The 17,894-nt window shown below is 44.4% G+C and carries 13 protein-coding genes; 9 read left to right on the forward strand and 4 right to left on the reverse strand.

Features of this window, described 5'->3' with window-relative positions; translation table 11 throughout:
• Positions 1 to 22: 22 nt before the first annotated feature.
• Entirely contained in the window at positions 23 to 445 is a 423-nt protein-coding gene (gene arfB, locus L2730_RS09640; protein ID WP_248974390.1) for an alternative ribosome rescue aminoacyl-tRNA hydrolase ArfB, read from the reverse strand.
• A 202-nt stretch (positions 446 to 647) separates the two neighbouring features.
• On the opposite strand from arfB, the gene L2730_RS09645 reads away from it, so the two are divergent.
• From L2730_RS09645 to L2730_RS09670, 6 genes are all read left to right on the forward strand, one after another.
• Positions 648 to 1,007, forward strand: a complete 360-nt coding sequence (locus L2730_RS09645) for a SpoIIAA family protein (protein WP_248974391.1) — start codon at positions 648 to 650, stop codon at positions 1,005 to 1,007.
• 57 nt (positions 1,008 to 1,064) lie between these two features.
• On the forward strand, positions 1,065 to 1,241 hold the full coding sequence (locus L2730_RS09650) for a DUF3012 domain-containing protein (RefSeq protein WP_248974392.1): 177 nt from the start codon (positions 1,065 to 1,067) through the stop codon (positions 1,239 to 1,241).
• Between the two features lie 165 nt (positions 1,242 to 1,406).
• On the forward strand, positions 1,407 to 1,814 hold the full coding sequence (locus tag L2730_RS09655; RefSeq protein WP_248974431.1) for a hypothetical protein: 408 nt from the start codon (positions 1,407 to 1,409) through the stop codon (positions 1,812 to 1,814).
• Between the two features lie 341 nt (positions 1,815 to 2,155).
• Positions 2,156 to 3,472 (forward strand): TolC family protein, encoded by a 1,317-nt coding sequence (locus L2730_RS09660; RefSeq protein WP_248974393.1) that lies wholly within the window; start codon positions 2,156 to 2,158, stop codon positions 3,470 to 3,472.
• A gap of 71 nt (positions 3,473 to 3,543) precedes the next feature.
• On the forward strand, positions 3,544 to 4,779 hold the full coding sequence (locus L2730_RS09665; RefSeq protein WP_248974432.1) for an efflux RND transporter periplasmic adaptor subunit: 1,236 nt from the start codon (positions 3,544 to 3,546) through the stop codon (positions 4,777 to 4,779).
• A gap of 12 nt (positions 4,780 to 4,791) precedes the next feature.
• On the forward strand, positions 4,792 to 8,040 hold the full coding sequence (locus L2730_RS09670) for an efflux RND transporter permease subunit (protein ID WP_248974394.1): 3,249 nt from the start codon (positions 4,792 to 4,794) through the stop codon (positions 8,038 to 8,040).
• 320 nt (positions 8,041 to 8,360) lie between these two features.
• On the opposite strand, the gene L2730_RS09675 is transcribed toward L2730_RS09670, so the two are convergent.
• Entirely contained in the window at positions 8,361 to 9,548 is a 1,188-nt protein-coding gene (locus L2730_RS09675; protein WP_248974395.1) for an alpha/beta hydrolase-fold protein, read from the reverse strand.
• Between the two features lie 367 nt (positions 9,549 to 9,915).
• On the opposite strand from L2730_RS09675, the gene L2730_RS09680 reads away from it, so the two are divergent.
• From L2730_RS09680 to mepA, 3 genes are all read left to right on the forward strand, one after another.
• Positions 9,916 to 10,956, forward strand: coding sequence for a cytochrome-c peroxidase (locus L2730_RS09680; protein ID WP_248974396.1), 1,041 nt, complete (start codon positions 9,916 to 9,918; stop codon positions 10,954 to 10,956).
• Complete coding sequence (locus L2730_RS09685; RefSeq protein ID WP_248974397.1) at positions 10,953 to 13,757, forward strand: PAS domain-containing hybrid sensor histidine kinase/response regulator; 2,805 nt, start codon at positions 10,953 to 10,955, stop codon at positions 13,755 to 13,757. The genes L2730_RS09680 and L2730_RS09685 overlap by 4 nt, the downstream gene beginning before the upstream one ends.
• Positions 13,758 to 13,851: 94 nt before the next feature.
• The gene (mepA, locus tag L2730_RS09690) at positions 13,852 to 14,706 is read left to right on the forward strand and encodes a penicillin-insensitive murein endopeptidase (RefSeq protein WP_248974398.1); all 855 of its coding nucleotides are present in this window, start codon (positions 13,852 to 13,854) and stop codon (positions 14,704 to 14,706) included.
• 69 nt (positions 14,707 to 14,775) lie between these two features.
• Here the strand turns inward: mepA and L2730_RS09695 are convergent, their stop codons facing one another.
• Together L2730_RS09695 and L2730_RS09700 are read right to left on the reverse strand one after the other, a co-directional pair.
• Entirely contained in the window at positions 14,776 to 17,061 is a 2,286-nt protein-coding gene (locus tag L2730_RS09695) for an aminotransferase class V-fold PLP-dependent enzyme (protein ID WP_248974399.1), read from the reverse strand.
• A gap of 289 nt (positions 17,062 to 17,350) precedes the next feature.
• The gene (locus L2730_RS09700; RefSeq protein ID WP_248974400.1) at positions 17,351 to 17,884 is read right to left on the reverse strand and encodes a protein tyrosine phosphatase family protein; all 534 of its coding nucleotides are present in this window, start codon (positions 17,882 to 17,884) and stop codon (positions 17,351 to 17,353) included.
• Positions 17,885 to 17,894: the final 10 nt, after the last annotated feature.

Consider the following 17,894-nt stretch of genomic DNA (forward strand, 5'->3'; position numbering starts at 1 on the left):
GAACTCAGAATTTAATAGTTAGTTAATAACCGCTTTTGTTCTGCCTTAGGGCTTTGGTTGCCCCTTTCTGTTTTTTTGCATCCATTCTTCGTCGTTGGCTGCCTTTAGTCGGTTTGGTGGCGATGCGCTTCTTTTGTACCGCTGCTACGCTGGCAACTAACGCAATAAACTGTTCAAGTGCGGTTTGGCGATTAAAGTCTTGGCTGCGACTTTGTTGGCATTTGATGATAATTTTGCCACTTTTAGTGATGCGGTGATCGGCCTTGGCAAGCAAACGTGCTTGATAAAACTCAGGTAAAGAAGAGTTTTTTATATCAAAGATAAGCTGGGCGGCAGTCGACACTTTATTAAGGTGTTGACCTCCTGCGCCGCTGGAGCGGATAAACTGCCATTCTAGCTCGCTATCTTGAATCGAAACCGCGTTGGATATTTTGATTAATGCCAATGAATAATGCCCGCTGTAAAAGGTTCATTTCAAGAAAAGCCGACACTGCTAAGCTTGATGAAGGTCAATGTTAACAGAGTTTAAGCTAAAATAAGGGCTTAAGCCGCTTTTCCTTCAACATTGATTTGCTATCATCAAGCAATTATTGATTCGACTTTCTACATAAGAGTCTATTCGCTAGGGTCTAGGAGTTAGGGTATATATGCTGTGTAAAATTCCGGATATCACTAAAGGCGTCATTAGCTTATTTGCCAGCGGTCGTTTATCGACTGAAGATTATGGGCAAATCCTGCAGCCGATGATTGAGAAGTACCAAGGTAACACAGGTAAGGTATGTTTATATGTCGAGGCCGATGTGTTGCTCGAGGGATGGGAGCATCAGTCACTAGCGGGAAGTGGTGAAGTACAATTACCTAACTTTGAAGCCTTAGTCCTGGTTGGCGGCCCAGATTGGTTTGGTAATGCAGTTAAGTTACTCGGCCCCTTCATGCAGGGCGAGGTCGCTTGGTTTCCATTAGAACAAAAGCAACAGGCAATTGACTGGATTGCCGAACGCACCTAAAGGTATACTCGCGAAAAGTTACTTTCGCATATTCGCAGATATAAAAAGGATTAACAGATGTCTCTTTCAAAATTTTCAGCAGCAAGTTTAGCACTGGTATTTGCTTTAGGCCTGTCAGCTTGTGCGCCTGAAGTCGGCAGTGAGGCTTGGTGTAAGCAGATGAGCGATAAGCCATCAGGTGATTGGAGTACTAACGAAGCGACTGATTACGCTAAACATTGCGTATTTAAGTAACTGCTGGAATCAAGAGTTATGAGCAGGTTCACTTAGTACGATTTAAAAGTTGTTCTAAGTGAACTTTAGGATATTATGCTAGTCATATTGGCTAGAACCATTATGTTTTAGTTTCGATTATAAAGGTGAAATTTGCGTTTATTTGCTCCTCAAAACCTTCTAAAGATGGCAACCGTGCTTATCGCTATTGTGCTCCTGCAGTTTGCAGGCGGCAATCTTGGCGCGCACCAGCTGCATTTAGGCGATCATGAAGAGGAGAGTGAATCACACCCACATATCCAGTTTACGGCTGATGTCACCACTTTAGCTCAATGTGTAGATGATTGTACCTGTCCTCTTGAGCTACAACAGAGCGACCAGGCTGACCTCGAAAAACATGAACATACTGTAGTTAAGACCGAATCGCAGAGTTTTGATCTGTGTCTTGACTGTCCTTGTCATGGTGGTCATGTGACCGCTATGTCAATTGAATCAATAACACCGTCTACCCCCGTCGGTGATATGGTTGTTAGCGTTGATAAACAATACCTTCCTCCTGTTCAGCTGCGAGATTATCGCCCCCCTATCGCTTAATCCTTAACAGCATTAGTGTCTTTACAGCCTTGTTGGGCTTGCATCTCGTCGATGTTTAGCTGCTGCATAGTTGTATGAGATCTTTGCTGAATCTTTAGTTTCCAATGAGTATGAATAAGCCGCAAGTGAGTTGTTGCAGCTACTGCTGTGCAGCTAACAGTAAGTGTTTATCCATACTGCTCTATAAAGATTGATACAAGCAGTCCAAGATTAAATTTTTTGGACCTACTGTATGGCATTCGGCATAGACATTTCCTTGATTAACGTACGTTTGAGAATGCGCTTATGCGCCCTAAATACGCACTTAGTGGGAATGTGTTGCTGGATAAAAAGGATCCACGATGAAAAAAACCATGATCGCCACTGTTTTACTAGGTTACTTGGCCAGTAATGCCATTACTTCACAGGTAATAGCTGCAGAAACAGACTCAATGGCAGTTGTACCTTCAATAGCATTAAGCACATCCAGTACAGGTGTAGCACAGTTTAATGACTGGCTACCTCAAGTGATTTCACTCTTTAATGCATTACCGGAGATTCAAGCGCAGAGTGCACGTCGCCAGCAAGCACTGCTAAGCATACAGGCTGCAGATAGAGCGATTTATAACCCTGAGCTTGGTATGAATTATCAGACAAATGACTCCGAAGCATCCGACGATACTTATACTCTCGACATAAGCCAAACCCTAGATTGGGGCGATAAACGTGGTGCAGCAACACGGATGGCCCAGCTTGAAAGCGAAATACTCGTTGCAGATATCATGCTAGAGCGCAGCCAAATGCTGGCCGAACGGCTGCAAGCCTTGGCCAGTCAAGCCCAAGCTAAAAAGGCATTGCTTTTTCAACAGCAACAATTTGAACGCGCTAAAGCTCAATTGGATATTGGGCATCAACGCTTAGAAGTGGGTGATATATCCAGTGTGGAGCTGCAGTTAATGCAACTTGAACTTGCCAGTAATGCCGCGGATTATGCCATCGCAGAGCAAGTGTCAATAGCAGCCGATGGTGCGGTGCTAGGCTTGTTTGGCGAAGTTGAACTGCCGTTTGCCGACTTTCTGCATGCGCTTAGTGCTCAAACAAGTCAGCTTGAAGTCTCCCCTGAACTGCCTGCGCTAAAAAGTGCTTATCAGCAGGTGTTGATTGCGAAAGTCGCTGCCAAGCAGGCCAAAGCAGATAGTGCCGCAGACCCAACGATTAGCTTAAGTGCCGAGCGAGAAGGGGAAGACAACAAAGTTGGCGTTGGGGTTTCTATTCCGTTGCAGTTTAGAAATAACTATAGCGACGTTATCGCAGTGGCTAATGAAGGGATCACAATCGCGGAGCAAACATACCTTGCCAAGGAGCGAGTGCTTTTACAGCAGCAGAAGCAGTTTGCTTTGAGTCAACCTAGGCTGGCACAGCGTTATCAAGATTGGCGTGAGTTAGTACTTACATCAGGCGGTGAGGCCGCGAAGAACTTAGCACAGCAATGGCAGACAGGTGACATAAACACCAGTGATTACCTGCAAAGTCAACGCCAGATAAGCAGCAGCTATCTGGCTGGACTCACGTTGGAATCAGCTCTGTATGAGAACTGGCTGACGTGGATGGGCGCCAGTGGGCAACTTGAGTCTTACCTCAATAGTCAACTTGCACACGCTCCCAAGCTCCCAAGCTAAGTAAGGGGTAGATAATGAAAAATATTAGAACAGACATCATGAAAATTAATAGCATCAAGTCGGCAGAATATATGAATACGTCAACGGTTAAGCAAACTCAAAAAACAGTATTTGGTCTCAATGCGATTACGCGCGCAATGAGCTTTGGTCTATTCATGGCAATCAGTAGCGCGTTTATCATGCCTTTGGTGGCAAATGCTGGCGATGGTCATGATCATGCTCAAGAGGCGCCCGCTAAAGAGGTTGTTACCGAGGATGATGGTCACGGCCATGGTGCTGCTGGTGAGGCGGAAGAAGAGCATGGACTGGACGCATTAAAGCTGACGCCTGAACAGCGTGAGTTGGCAGCGATCAAGGTGATCAGCTTAACGGAGCAAAGTTTCAGTTTAGAAGCGGTTGCAACAGCAACCTTGGTGGTTGACCGTGACCGTACTATCACTATTGCGCCACAGGTCGATGTACGCGTACAAAAACGCAATGTTGTACCAGGTCAGGAAGTGCAGCAAGGTGATGTATTGCTGACTTTAGGTGGAGTGGCAGTCGCTCAAGCACAAGCAGATTATATCAATGCTGAAGCTGAATGGAGCCGAGTTAAGCGCATGAGTAAGAGTGCGGTGAGTGCTAGTCGTCGACTGCAAGCTCAGGTAGACGCAGAGCTTAAGCGAGCCACGCTTGAGGCAATGAAGATGACGCCAAAGCAGATTAAAGCATTGGCTTCGAACCCCGAAACTATCGGAAGTTATCAGTTACTCGCGCCGATTACCGGCCGTGTCCAGCAAGACTTAGCCATGTTAGGGCAAGTTATTCCTGCAGGCACGGCACTGATGCAGCTTACTGATGAGTCACATCTTTGGGTGCAAGCAGAGCTGACTCCAGCTCAAGCTGAAAAAGTCAGTATTGGTAGCAAAGCCATCGTTAAAGTCGGTGATAAGAGCCTAGAAGCTAAAATTATTGGCCGTTCACATGAACTCGATAGCGTCACCCGTACTGAGCAGATCTTAGTGAGCTTTGAAAATTCAGGTCATGTTTTACATGCTGGGCAGTTTGCTGAACTTTATCTTCCTGACGCGCAGCAAGGTGGAGTCATTTTGCCTGATTCTGCGCTTACACGCGGTGGCGATGGAGACTGGCAGGTGTTTATTGAAGACGAAGATGGTTTTGAGGCTCAAGAGGTTGAAGTGGTTGAACGTCAACGCGGTATGAACTTAGTTCGCGGTCTAGCATCAGGTTCTAACGTTGTTGTTTCAGGCGCATTTTTCTTGTCTTCAGAGCAAGCGAAGTCTGGCTTCGATATTCACAACCACTAAGAGGCGCTCACTATGTTACAGAAATTAATAGACGCTGCGATCCGCAATCGTCTGATGGTGGTGCTTGCGCTTTTAGCTGCGGTGATTGCTAGTGCAGCTATGCTACCAAAACTTAATCTAGATGCATTCCCAGATGTCACTAACGTCCAGGTGACAGTGAATACGGCGGCGGAAGGGCTCGCGGCTGAAGAAGTTGAAAAGCTAATTAGTTATCCTGTTGAATCGGCCATGTACGCGCTGCCTTCAGTAACAGAAGTTCGCTCACTGTCGCGCACGGGCTTGTCAATTGTCACTGTGGTATTTGCTGAGGGGACAGATATCTATTTTGCTCGCCAGCAAGTATTTGAGCAATTACAGGCAGCGAGAGAGATGATCCCTGATGGGGTTGGGGTGCCTGAAATTGGCCCAAATACCTCTGGCTTAGGACAGATTTACCAGTATATTCTGCGGGCAGAGCCTGGTTCAGGCGTTGATGCGTCAGAGCTACGAAGCCTAAATGACTATCTCGTTAAGCTTATCATGATGCCAGTAGGTGGCGTGACTGAGGTGCTGTCGTTTGGTGGTGAGGTGCGTCAATATCAAGTGCAGATAGACCCGAATAAAATGCGCAGCTACGGCCTGTCCATGGAGCAAGTGACGAATGCATTAGAGAGCAACAACCGCAACGCGGGTGGCTGGTTTATGGACCAAGGTCAAGAGCAGCTCGTTGTGCGTGGTTATGGTTTATTGCCTGCGGGGGATGCAGGTTTAAAAGCGATTACCCAGATCCCAGTTGCTGAAGTGGCTGGTACACCGGTACGCGTGAGCGATATTGCTAATGTCGAATATGGCAGTGAGATCCGCGTTGGTGCTGTCACCATGACTCGCCGCGACGAGGCTGGTAATAAGCAAGTGTTAGGTGAGGTGGTTGCTGGCGTAGTGCTTAAACGTATGGGCGCAAATACAAAAGCAACCATTGATGATATCAGTGAGCGTAGTGCTTTAATCGAACAAGCTCTGCCTGAAGGCGTGTCGTTTGAGGTTTTTTATGATCAAGCAGATTTAGTCGACAAAGCGGTGGAGACTGTGCGTGACGCATTGCTAATGGCATTTGTGTTTATCGTGGTGATCTTGGCGCTGTTTTTAGTCAACATTCGCGCCACTATGTTGGTGCTGCTGTCGATCCCTGTGTCGATTGGTTTGGCGCTGATGGTTATGTCCTACTTTGGTATGTCTGCGAACTTGATGTCGCTTGGAGGCTTGGCGGTAGCGATTGGTATGTTGGTAGATGGTTCGGTGGTGATGGTTGAAAACATCTTCAAACACCTAACACAGCCAGATAGACGTCATTTATCCGAGGCGCAAGCGCGCGCTTCAGGTGAACTTGACCCACATCATGCAGATGAAGATGGTATTGATGCGGGTGAGCGCAGCGGTATTGCGATGCGTGTGATGCTGGCTGCAAAGGAGGTGTGTAGCCCAATCTTTTTTGCGACAGCCATTATCATCGTTGTCTTTGCCCCACTATTTGCTTTAGAAGGTGTTGAAGGCAAGCTGTTTCAACCTATGGCAGTTAGTATCATTTTGGCGATGATCTCTGCGTTGTTAGTGGCACTTATTGCAGTACCAGCGTTAGCCGTTTATTTGTTTAAACGTGGTGTTACGCTAAAAGAAAGTGCAGTGCTTAAGCCTATTGAAGCGGGGTACCGTAAGTTATTGAGCGCTACAATGGCAAAACCTAAAGTGGTGGTGATTACTGCTGTTGTGATGTTTGCTATGAGCATGATGTTGCTACCAAGACTGGGTACTGAATTTGTCCCAGAACTCGAAGAGGGGACAATTAACCTGCGGGTGACATTAGCACCGACTGCAAGCTTAGGTACTTCTTTAGAGGTTGCTCCTAAACTTGAGGCTATGTTGCTTGAGTTTCCTGAAGTTGACTATGCCCTGAGCCGTATCGGTGCCCCTGAGCTGGGTGGCGATCCTGAGCCAGTGAGTAACATCGAAATCTATATTGGACTCAAGCCGATTGAGCAATGGCAACATGCAGAAACACGTTTAGAGCTGCAGCGTAAGATGGAAGAGAGACTCAGTATCTACCCTGGCCTATTATTTACCTTCTCACAACCTATTGCGACTCGAGTTGATGAATTGCTGTCAGGGGTAAAAGCCCAGCTAGCGATTAAGATCTTTGGTCCCGACTTAGATGTGCTGTCTGAGCGTGGCCAAGTATTGACGGACTTAGTTACTCAAATCCCCGGTGCAGTGGATGTGTCATTGGAGCAGGTGAGTGGTGAAGCACAGCTGGTGGTACGTCCGAAGCGTGATCTGTTAGCGCGTTACGGGATCAGCGTTGATACCGTAATGGGCTTAGTGAGTCAGGGGATCGGTGGTGTAAGTGCGGGGCAGGTGATTGATGGTAACGCTCGCTACGATATTAATGTGCGATTGGCGGAAGAATACCGCAGTGCACCTGATGCATTGCGTGACTTACTATTAAGTGGTGCTAATGGTGCTACGGTACGTTTAGGTGAAGTGGCTGATGTGGTTATCGAGATGGCGCCTCCAAATATTCGCCGAGATGATGTACAGCGTCGTGTGGTCGTGCAAGCAAACGTAGCTGGTCGAGATATGGGGTCGGTGGTCAACGACATTTATGCCGTGGTGCCGCAAGCTGAATTGCCACCAGGTTACACTGTGGTGGTTGGCGGTCAGTATGAGAATCAGCAACGTGCACAGCAGAAGCTAATGTTAGTGGTGCCTATCTCTATTGCTCTTATTGCGCTGTTGTTGTACTTCTCGTTTGGCTCAATTAAGCAGGTCGGACTGATTATGGCTAACGTACCATTAGCATTGATTGGTGGCGTTGTTGCTTTGTATGTCAGTGGTACTTATCTTTCGGTGCCAAGTTCGATTGGCTTTATCACCCTATTTGGTGTGGCCGTCCTTAACGGTGTGGTACTGGTGGATTCGATAAATCAACGTCGATCGAGCGTCAAGTCAGAGTCGAATGAGTCTCTTTTTGAAGCGGTATATGAAGGCACTGTTGGTCGATTACGTCCAGTACTGATGACGGCACTGACCTCTGCACTGGGCTTGATCCCTATCTTAATTTCATCTGGGGTCGGTAGCGAAATTCAGCAGCCGCTAGCAATTGTGATTATTGGTGGTCTGTTCAGCTCGACAGCGTTGACATTATTAGTGCTGCCAACATTGTATCGCTGGTTGTACCAAGATCGCGCTAACAAAGGTCTGAGCAAGGATTTTGAAGCTCTGGATTAATGGGGTTGTGTAAGCGCCCGACATCAACTGTGATAAGGGCGCAGAAGGTTTTCTTTGGCAGGGTCGCTAAAGGGGGCTGAAGTCGGTATTCAGCATTAGTCTGCCTGATCCACCTATTTAGCCTTATATTGTTACGGTTGGCTGGTCATTCTGGCATGTGTTCTTTTGGTTAAGACGCGACAAGTTGAGCGATTTTTAGTCGCGCTTTAATTTGTCTCGAGGTTGCCTGATCTGCTTAATCAAAGCTCATGTTACGGCCAGTTAATTTAGTACGCGGAGCTGGATTGCTCCGCTTTTTATTTTAATGTGCAATGATGAGGTTATTTAAGCTCCCACACCTCCCAGCTCTCCAATTGATATTTTTCTGCCAAGGCGAGTGCTTTTTCAAAGTGCTGCTGAGCTCTTTTTTCATCGCCTTCTGCCTTGTAGTAAAGGCTGAGCTGTTTGTGCCAATTTGGACTTTGTTCACCCTCTAACGTTACTTTCTCAAGTATGGTTTTAGCATGTTGGTTATCTCCTTTAATGAGTAACCCTTTGGCGACCTCAATGCTGACAATTGTTACTGATTCAGGAAAATGCTGCTCAATAGCTGTGAGTATTTCGTCTACCTTATCGACCTGCTTCGACCAAAATAGGTATTTGGCAAACTGATAAGCGTGTAACCATTCAAACTGAAAGCCGCCCCACTGTTTTTGCAGTGTTTTAAAGTGTTTAATAACAGCCTTGTAGTCGCCAATTTCTAGCATATCAGTGCCATCAGTGGCGTAGTTTGGCGCTAAGAATTGTAAGCCATCGTATAGGGCTGGCAACGCAGTAGTGAAGTGGTTTTCAGTCGGATAGGATTCGAAATGCCACTGCAATGATTTATCCGCTGAAGCTTCAAAAACCGCAGCAACCTTATCGACTCCCATATCTTCTTCACGAGCAACAGAGAAAAACAGTGGGGCTGATAGTTTATTTTGTTGTAACAGTGATTCAATTTTATTCGCCACGCTGTAGTCATCAAACCAAGCGCTAGGGCTCATGGCAAGGTAAGCATTAAATGGGCTATCTTGCTGCATCATACTGTAAAGCGTAAACAAGCCTCCAAGTGAGTAACCGGCGAGTGCTTTCTGGCTGTTGCTTTTGAACTCTCTATCTATCAGCGGGACTAGCTCGTTAGTGAGATAATGATGAAACTCTGCCGCACCGCCAAAGGCTTTATCTTCTGTTGCCCAAGTCGTGGTGTATAGGTAGTCATCATCACCTTGATTCGCGACGCCTACCACTATCATCGGCGGTATTTTCCCCATGCGTGCGAGGTGTTTTACCAGCGCCGAAACATGCTGAAACTGGAAGTCTGCATCAATAATATACAGAGTTGGGTAATGCCTATCGCTGGCAAAGTAACGTTCAGGAAGTGACACCAAAAAGCGCCTTTCCTGCTTTAAAACACTTGATTGGTGCGTGTACTCGTGAGCACTAACAATGGCGCTATGCTGTAGTCCTTGCGAGGAGGCATTAGCCATAACCTGGCTGTTTATTACTAGTGATAGCTGCAATATTAATAGATATTTCATAAGGTATATAACTGTTTTCATTGTTTTAAATTCTATTGATGTTTGCGTGGTTTATTCAGCTTAGCAGTTTCGCTTAGCAAGGAAATATCTAGAGGGTGAAGTCTTTGTAATCCTTGGTGAAGCTTCAGTGAAGCTATAAATCTAAGCACACTTAGCTAGGCATTGCCCCTTAGCTATTCAAGTAAAGAAACTGTTGATGTTGGGAGAGGTGGTCAGTTAATCATTGCTCTGAAAATTCGCATTATTGAATGCTTTAACTAAACTGAAAACTAAATGCAGCGAAGGATTGCCGCATAAACTCACAGGGAGGTTAGCCATGATATTCAAATATCGCTGGGCGATAGCGACATTGATTATTTTCGGTTTCAGCGTATATCTATTTCAACAGTCCAAACAGCAAGTAAGCCTTGTCAAAAGGGTTGAAATTGACGAAGGACACTCTCACTTATCACAAGATAACAGCATACTTGATCAGGCCTCGATTGCTGCTGTTCCTACCTTTGTTTTCGAACCAGATAAAAAGTCTCACATTATCCTAGGGCTAAGATTATTTTTAGATCCTCAGTTATCTTCGAATGGACAAGTTAGTTGTGAGTCTTGCCATCATATCTATGACAATGGTGCTGAAGATATTGCGGTCTCAACAGGAGTTAAAGGTGCGGGCAACCGAAACTCGCCTACTGTGTTCAATATTGGGTTGAATAGCCGATTTTTCTGGGATGGACGAGCAAATAGTTTGTATGAGCAAATCGACGGTCCTATTCATAATCCATTAGAGATGAACAGTAATTGGGACGATATCGTGGCTCGATTATCCAATCAAGCCAGCTATCGGAGTGCTTTTGCTGAGCATTATGATGAGGGCATTACAGAAGACACGATTAAAGATGCATTAATAGTTTTTATGTTGCAGCTCAACACTCCGGATGCACCGTTTGATAAATACTTGCAGGGTGATACCAGTGCTCTGTCCTCAGCTGCAGCTCTAGGTTGGCAAAAGTTTCAGTCGTTAGGGTGCATTTATTGCCACCAAGGACGTAATGTCGGTGGCAATCTGTTTCAGAAGTTTGGCAGCGTAGAGTCGGTAGCAGCGCTGAGTGCAGATCTTGGTCGTTATCAGCAAACCAATGATATTAATGATAAATATGTATATCGAGTACCGAGTTTACGCAACGTTGCGATAACCGCTCCCTATTTTCATGATGGCCGCGCTCAGAGTTTAGAAGAAGCCGTTTTGGTGATGGCTAAAGTGCAGCTTGGTAAAGATCTCGAAGCTACAACGCTAATAGAACTTGTCGCGTTCTTAGATTCACTTACCGCGCCTAAACCTCCGGTTCTTAAGGAATTAAATCGATGAACGCTTTAAGTTATAAAACCATTACTAACTGTTTAGTTTTGTTGGCGACACTAACAGTATTGGTGGTTTCAATGTTGATCGCTAAAGTTTATATCGTGCAGCAATATCAGCATGCTTATACCGAGTTGAGTCATAACATTCTCTCTGTCCGGGACGATGTTTTCAAAATGGAGGTGAGCAATGGCTTGGATTACGATGCTATTTCTGGTGGGCTAGTGGGGACAGAGAGACATGTGCAACAGCTACAAAAAAGTTTACAGCCGGAGGACCTATCTATTGTGCAGTGGCTGTTGTTAAGCAATCCACAAATATCAGGACATGCCAATCGATTATCGGCTTCAGTGACAACTTTGGTAACAGATCTTGAGACCATATTAAGGCTCAAAATTTCACAGGAATACTCGAACCATACCATTAATCTACTGCAGCAGGATCTGTGGCAAAAAATGCCCAGTAGTGATGATCGGATCCATATGATCGGGCAAACAATGTCCTTGCCTATCTCTAGTCAGGTTAGTCCCGAACTTGCACAATCCAATAGTTTTAAGAGTTTAAGCAGACATGCACAGATCCTAGCGGAAATAAAGCAGGATATATCTCTTAAAAACCAGCAAATACTGAATGCTAAGGTACGGCAAGATATTAATGAACAGGAGTTATTTTGGTTATCAGTTGTTGAAGATACTAAACAAAGCCTGCTGTTAAGCTGCATGTTGCTGGTGGTTATTTTCTCATTTTACTACCGTGTGCAATTGCAGGAGCAAACTCGCAAAGAGAGGCTGATTTTACAAAGCCTAACAGCATCAGAAAAAGAAAAAGATATGCTAGCGTTGGTTGCTGAACAGGCTCAAGATGGCTTCATTATCACAGATAAGCAGGGAGTTGTGACTTGGCTAAATAAAGGTTTTACCACCATTTCGGGTTATAGCCTAGCAGAGTTGCTAGGCAAGAGGCCTGGTGATGTATTACAGGGTAAAAATACCGATAAAAAGGAAGTCGATAAAATTGGTCGAGCAATGAGGGCTGGGCAGTCTGTTGCATCGGAGGTGATTAACTACCGTAAAGATGGGACTCCCTATTGGGTTGACATGAATATCAGTGCGGTCACCGATGAGCGCGGAGAAGTGAGTAACTTTATTGCCGTTGAAAGAGACACGACTGCCCGCAAGCAGATGCAAGAAGATTTAGCACAAGCGGTTATCAAGGCTGATGTGTCTAACAAAGCCAAATCAACTTTCCTTGCGACAATGAGTCATGAGTTAAGAACGCCACTTAATGGTATTTTGGGGATGGCGCAAATTATTGAGCCTAATCTAGATAATCCCGAACATAGAAAGCAGATCCAGATTCTATTGGAATCGGGTAATCATCTAACCTCGTTACTCAATGATATTCTCGATTTTTCAAAAGTTGAGCAAGGTAAGTTGGAATTAGAGAGTGAAGTCTTCAAATTTAGTAGTGTGCTTGAGCCTATTCGTAATACCTACGAGCCTATCTGTGAAGAGAAGAATATTAGATTATTTGTGCAAAATGACATAGATGAGGATCAGTCTTTTAAAGGTGATAAGTCTCGGATAAGGCAAGTGATTTATAACCTAATGAGTAATTCGGTTAAGTTTACTGAACAGGGCAGTGTGTCTCTTAGATTTAAACAAGGGATAAATGCAGAAGGGAGTCAGGGAGTCGAAGTTACCATCACAGATACCGGAATAGGGATCAGGCAGGAGCGGCTGGCATCGATCTTTGATCCTTTTGTGCAGGCAGAGTCTTCAACAACTCGCCAATTTGGTGGCACGGGGCTTGGCTTATCCATCGTTAAGCAACTCGTTGAGTTAATGAATGGTACGATTTCTATTACCAGTAAAGTAGGTGAAGGCACCAGCTTTGCCATATTTATGGCTATTGAACGGGCGAAATCACAACCTAAAACCACAACAAGCAAAGTGACTACTCCTAGCAATTTACCTGAGAGTATCAATATATTGATTGCTGAAGATAACAAAATCAATGCGTTAGTGGCTAAAACCTTTTGCCAGCGATTAGGTCATAGTGTCGATGTCGCTATCAATGGCTTAGAGGCCATCCAGATGGTGCAAAACAAGCAATACGATTTAGTGGTAATGGATAACCATATGCCAGAGATGGACGGCATTGAAGCGACAGAGTTTATTAGGAAAAAACTCAAGCTAGATATCCCTATTTTTGCCTGTACTGCTGATGTGTTTCAGCAAGCCCATGACAATATGATTGGCGCTGGTGCCAATCATATATTGACCAAGCCTTTACAGGAGCAGAGTTTTCGAGATGCACTCGGTCAGCATGCGCATCTGATCTGCAAAACGCATTTGGTTGATCAAATAAGTCCGATAGAGAGTTGTGACAATAAAGTGGTAGCACTAGCACGTCATAAAGAGGACGAACTCAACATTACAGAAGCTGATATTGACTTCAAACAGTTGCTGGAAATTCACGATAATGACTATGTCAAAATAGAAGAGCTAGTTGACTCATTTAAGGAGTTTGCTGAGCATTCTATTACTCAACTTATACAAGCTTTCGATAAGGATGATGTTACAAATATCCATATTCTTGCTCACTCGATACAAGATATGGCAGCGAACTTCTATGCCAGTCGTTTACATCATCTAGCTAAAGAAGTAGAAGCGATTACAGCAACCGATATTATCCCCCCATTAGAATCCTTGCAGCATTTAATCAACCTATTAGAGGTCAATATCCATCAGAATCAGCGTTTCATTGCCAGGTATCGTAGACAGAATAAAAGCCATCAAGTGAGCTAAGTTTACTGCTTGAGAAATGAAACTCGTTTAAGCTTATAGCAATGGTAAAATGGTCTTTGTTTTTTAATCTCGGTATGAGGTGAGGATTAATTATGTGAATAGACTTATCAGTAACAGCGCCTTTCTGTGGTTAAGCGTGATCCTTTTGTTGGCAAATTCAACTGTATTCGCGAACCCGTGGGAGCGAGTCAATAGCCCTTTTAACAGCGATGTCGCCGCTGTAGGCAGTTACGCAAATGGCTGCCTAGCAGGAGGTGAAGCACTGCCTTTGTCAGGCGTTGGCTTTCAAGTTATTCGTCCTGAACGACAACGTTACTTTGGTCATCCGCAGCTTATTTCTTTTATCAGCGATTACAGCAATAAACTACAGCAATACCAGCAATCCAATGTGTTAATTGCTGACATGTCTATGCCACGAGGTGGCAACTTTACTCATGGTCATTCAAGTCACCAAATTGGGCTCGATGTTGATATTTGGCTTAAGCTGACTGAGCAGCTGTTAACGGTAAAGCAACGTGCTCAACCAGAGCCATTTGATATTGTTAATTCCAAGCAGTTCAGCCTTGATAGTAAGCAGTGGCAACCGCAGCATACCCGTATGTTGCAATTGGCTGCCAAGGATCACCGTGTTGCGCGTATTTTTGTCAGTCCAGTGATTAAGCAGCACCTATGTGACATGAAACTTGTCGATGATGCTTGGCTGAATAAAGTGCGACCTTGGTGGGGGCATACATACCATATGCATGTTCGACTACACTGCCCAGAAGATGACGCGAGCTGTATTAACCAGGCAGCTATCCCTAAGGGCAATGGTTGTAATGAACTTAGTTGGTGGAAGGAGCAATATACTCAGCCCAAACTGAAGCCGAAAACTAAAGCAACAAATAAGCCAACTAAAAAGAAGACAAAAGTGAAACCAAAGCGGTGTGAGCAGATCCTAAGCTCCTAATATCCACTTAAATAAAAAGCCCTGTATTGTCAGATATAGGGCTTATCGATCTTCACGACTACCAACAGCCTATGAACTTAATGCATAGCCACCTTTAAGGTGAGAAACTTGTTCAAACCCAAGTCGATGCATGGCTTGCGCTGCAATCATAGAGCGACTGCCGCTACGACAAACTAATACCCACTGCTTATGTTTTTGGTTCTGATGCTCTTGGATAAACTGCACTAAGCGAGTAAGTGGTACATTTTGACTTGATTGCGTGGAGTGGTTCAGTGCATATTCGTGGGGTTCACGAATATCGATAATGCAGACATTCTCATCTTGCTTCATTGCTACAGCTAAACTAATCGCATCATATTCTTTGATGTTGGATCTGTCGCAGTTTCCGATGATTGCTCCGCACATTATCTCTGTGCCGACTTCATCATTTAGGTGAGTATCAAGATGTGCTTTATGTTGTTGGAAAACATCCACGGATATTTGATTGTTTATAACGGCTTTAAGTAATTCATTGCGGCTAACCTCAGCATTAAGGCTAGTGGTGAACTCATTATTATAATCGTGGCTAGCACAGATCAACGTGTTGTTGCTTATACTGTCTCGGATTAATTTCAGACTATTAAATAGCGCTTGGCTAGAGCTAGAATCGAAGTTGGTTCGACCTAGGCTGCCCATCAAAATAGTATCACCACAAAAAGCGTACTGTGTTTGTTCTACTATGTGGTTTGATGCACTAAGTTCAGAACATAACAATAGGCTTATGCTATCGCTGGTATGGCCTGGTGTTGGCAGTCTAAGTAGTCGCTTTGAACCGATAGAGATAGCTTGCAGTTGTTGTCCTAGATGCTTTATGTGTGCTTCGGTCATTGGCCAACCTAAAGCATCAGACTCCTGCTCAGCTAAAAAGCGCGTTGCTAAAGCTTCACGTCCAGAGATATGATCGGCGTGACCATGGGTATCAATGGCAGCCACCAGTGTTAGTTTCTGGCATTCTAGTAGAGTTTCAAGTCGTTGTTGTAGCTCTGGTAGCGGGTCAACAATAAGTGCTTGTTTACTAAATGAATCAACGAATACCCAAGTACAGCTTGCGCCAGATCGCAATTGCACTAAACCATCTAAATCGCTTCTATCTGAAATATCACTGCTGTCATCCAAGATCATGCAACTTTGGGTGAGTGCTTGCGAGGCCGTTTTGATACGTGCGCAGGCGCTATCAACTTCTGCTTGAGTGATTGCAGGTCCAAAAGACATACGAATAGCCGCTTCACTTTGCCAAGCGGGTAGCCCCATAGCATCAAGCACAAAACTGCGAGTCACTTTAGAGCTACAAGCAGAGCCTGAGCTAACGCGAATATTGGCTGCATCAAACAGATCCATGATCTCTTTGCTACTAAAGCCCGGTACCGCGAAATTGATTGTTGTCGCAACGCTATGTTCAAAGCTATTGTTAAATACGACATCGCCAAAGCACTCAGTTAAGGTTGTAGCGATCTGCTGCCGGTAATGAGTCAATTGAACAGTATTTGAAAATGGCGATGACTCTTTGTTGAGTAACATTTCAAAAATCACATTCAGTGCAGCCATGCCTGGTAGATTCTCTGTGCCAGAACGTAATCCGCTTTCTTGGCCACCACCTGCAATGAATGGAGTAAATGGAGCTGAATCTCTGATATAGACAAAACCAATTCCTTTCGGGGCATATAGTTTATGTCCGCTAAAGGGAGCGTAATCAATCGTTGTTGATTTCAAATCTAACTCAGTTTTGCCAAGCGCTTGCACACAATCAACCATCCAAAATATATCTGAATTTGCACGGCGAATAGTTTTTTCTAATGCAGAAAGATCTTGATACACACCGGTTTCATTATTAACAGCCATAGTGCAGATCATTAAGGCGTTGGGTGCATGTAGGGCAATAAAATCATGATCTAGTAAGCCAAATCTATCTACTGGAATAGCGGTAACTTTAGCTTTTATATCGAGTACATTGAGCCAATGTTTGAGTGACTCCGGAACAGCTTTATGTTCAGTCGCACCATAAAGCACCGAGTAATTCTTAGCTGCAGACATACCGCTCTTAGCGGCGATCAATGCTGATAATATGGAGGTTTGAATTCCCTCTGTTGCACCGCTGGTAAAGATGAGCTTGCCATTTCCGCTGCCTAGCAACGTTTGGGCTCTCAAGCGAGTTTGCTCCATTAAATTTTTAGCTTTTAGCCCGGTAATATGGCTACTACTTGGGTTACCAAAGAGATTTTCCATTGCAGATAACGCTGCTGCTGCAGCCTCAGGCAAGACGGGGGTTGTAGCATTCGCATCAAGATAGATCTGGGTTAACTCTGTGGTATTTTTCATTGTATTTAGCTCTTAATTGTTATTATTCTAAAGTAGCTTATTACTTTTTGCTATAACTAATATCTTGCCGCTATATTAGCAGGTTGGCAAGAATGATCAAGATCACATTTTTCATATTTTAGGCGGACCTTTAACCGAAATTGATTTATCGAAAAAGACTTTATTCGCAGGCAAAGCAGAGGAGTAAAACCTTGTTGGAGAGCATGCAATAGAGGGGAAATCGAGAGTGATACAGGGAATAAATAACAAAAAAGCGCCATAAGGGCGCTTTAATTAAGACAAATAGGGACTATTTCAGCTCTTGTTTAACCGTTTCAATCAACGTATTCCACTGTGGATATTCAGCTAAACTTTCTGACAACTTACCCCATGGCTGCATCGTTCGCTGTTTAAAGTCATCAGTATCGGCGTGTCCTTGCTTTAGCTCATAAAGATAATAAAAGGCTGATGCACGATAATTGGCTGCGCAATGGATTAATATTCTTTTGCCTTTATTAGCATCCATAATGGCAAAAAACTGTTCAACATTTTCCAATGTAGGTTGCTGCCAATCAACATCTATCTGCTGATATTGCATGCCTGTGTTAGCGACGAAGTCGGCTTCATCATCATGACCACTAGGGTTGCCTACTGGAATGAGATTGATGACTAACTCAACACCTGCTTGTTGTAATAGTGGAAACTGCGACTCGGTTGGTAAGCCTGCTGTGATGATGTTATCGTCATTAAATTGTAACGCTTTTATCTCTTGTAGCTTCTCAGGTGAAACAGCAGCAATAGCAATAGTGCTAAATAAGCTTGTCAGTAGAATTATTAACCTCATCTTATTGTTC

The sequence above is a fragment of the Shewanella kaireitica genome (assembly GCF_023284045.1).
GTDB lineage: Bacteria > Pseudomonadota > Gammaproteobacteria > Enterobacterales > Shewanellaceae > Shewanella > Shewanella kaireitica.

Excerpts from the sequence above, each read along its gene's own strand:
- L2730_RS09700 (WP_248974400.1), bottom strand. The coding sequence starts at position 17,884 with ATGAGGTTAATAATTCTACTGACAAGCTTATTTAGCACTATTGCTATT.
- L2730_RS09685 (WP_248974397.1), top strand. The coding sequence starts at position 10,953 with ATGAACGCTTTAAGTTATAAAACCATTACTAACTGTTTAGTTTTGTTG.
- L2730_RS09650 (WP_248974392.1), top strand. The coding sequence starts at position 1,065 with ATGTCTCTTTCAAAATTTTCAGCAGCAAGTTTAGCACTGGTATTTGCT.
- L2730_RS09680 (WP_248974396.1), top strand. The coding sequence starts at position 9,916 with ATGATATTCAAATATCGCTGGGCGATAGCGACATTGATTATTTTCGGT.
- L2730_RS09675 (WP_248974395.1), bottom strand. The coding sequence starts at position 9,548 with ATGGCTAATGCCTCCTCGCAAGGACTACAGCATAGCGCCATTGTTAGT.
- L2730_RS09655 (WP_248974431.1), top strand. The coding sequence starts at position 1,407 with ATGGCAACCGTGCTTATCGCTATTGTGCTCCTGCAGTTTGCAGGCGGC.
- L2730_RS09665 (WP_248974432.1), top strand. The coding sequence starts at position 3,544 with ATGAATACGTCAACGGTTAAGCAAACTCAAAAAACAGTATTTGGTCTC.
- L2730_RS09670 (WP_248974394.1), top strand. The coding sequence starts at position 4,792 with ATGTTACAGAAATTAATAGACGCTGCGATCCGCAATCGTCTGATGGTG.
- L2730_RS09695 (WP_248974399.1), bottom strand. The coding sequence starts at position 17,061 with ATGAAAAATACCACAGAGTTAACCCAGATCTATCTTGATGCGAATGCT.
- L2730_RS09645 (WP_248974391.1), top strand. The coding sequence starts at position 648 with ATGCTGTGTAAAATTCCGGATATCACTAAAGGCGTCATTAGCTTATTT.
- L2730_RS09660 (WP_248974393.1), top strand. The coding sequence starts at position 2,156 with ATGAAAAAAACCATGATCGCCACTGTTTTACTAGGTTACTTGGCCAGT.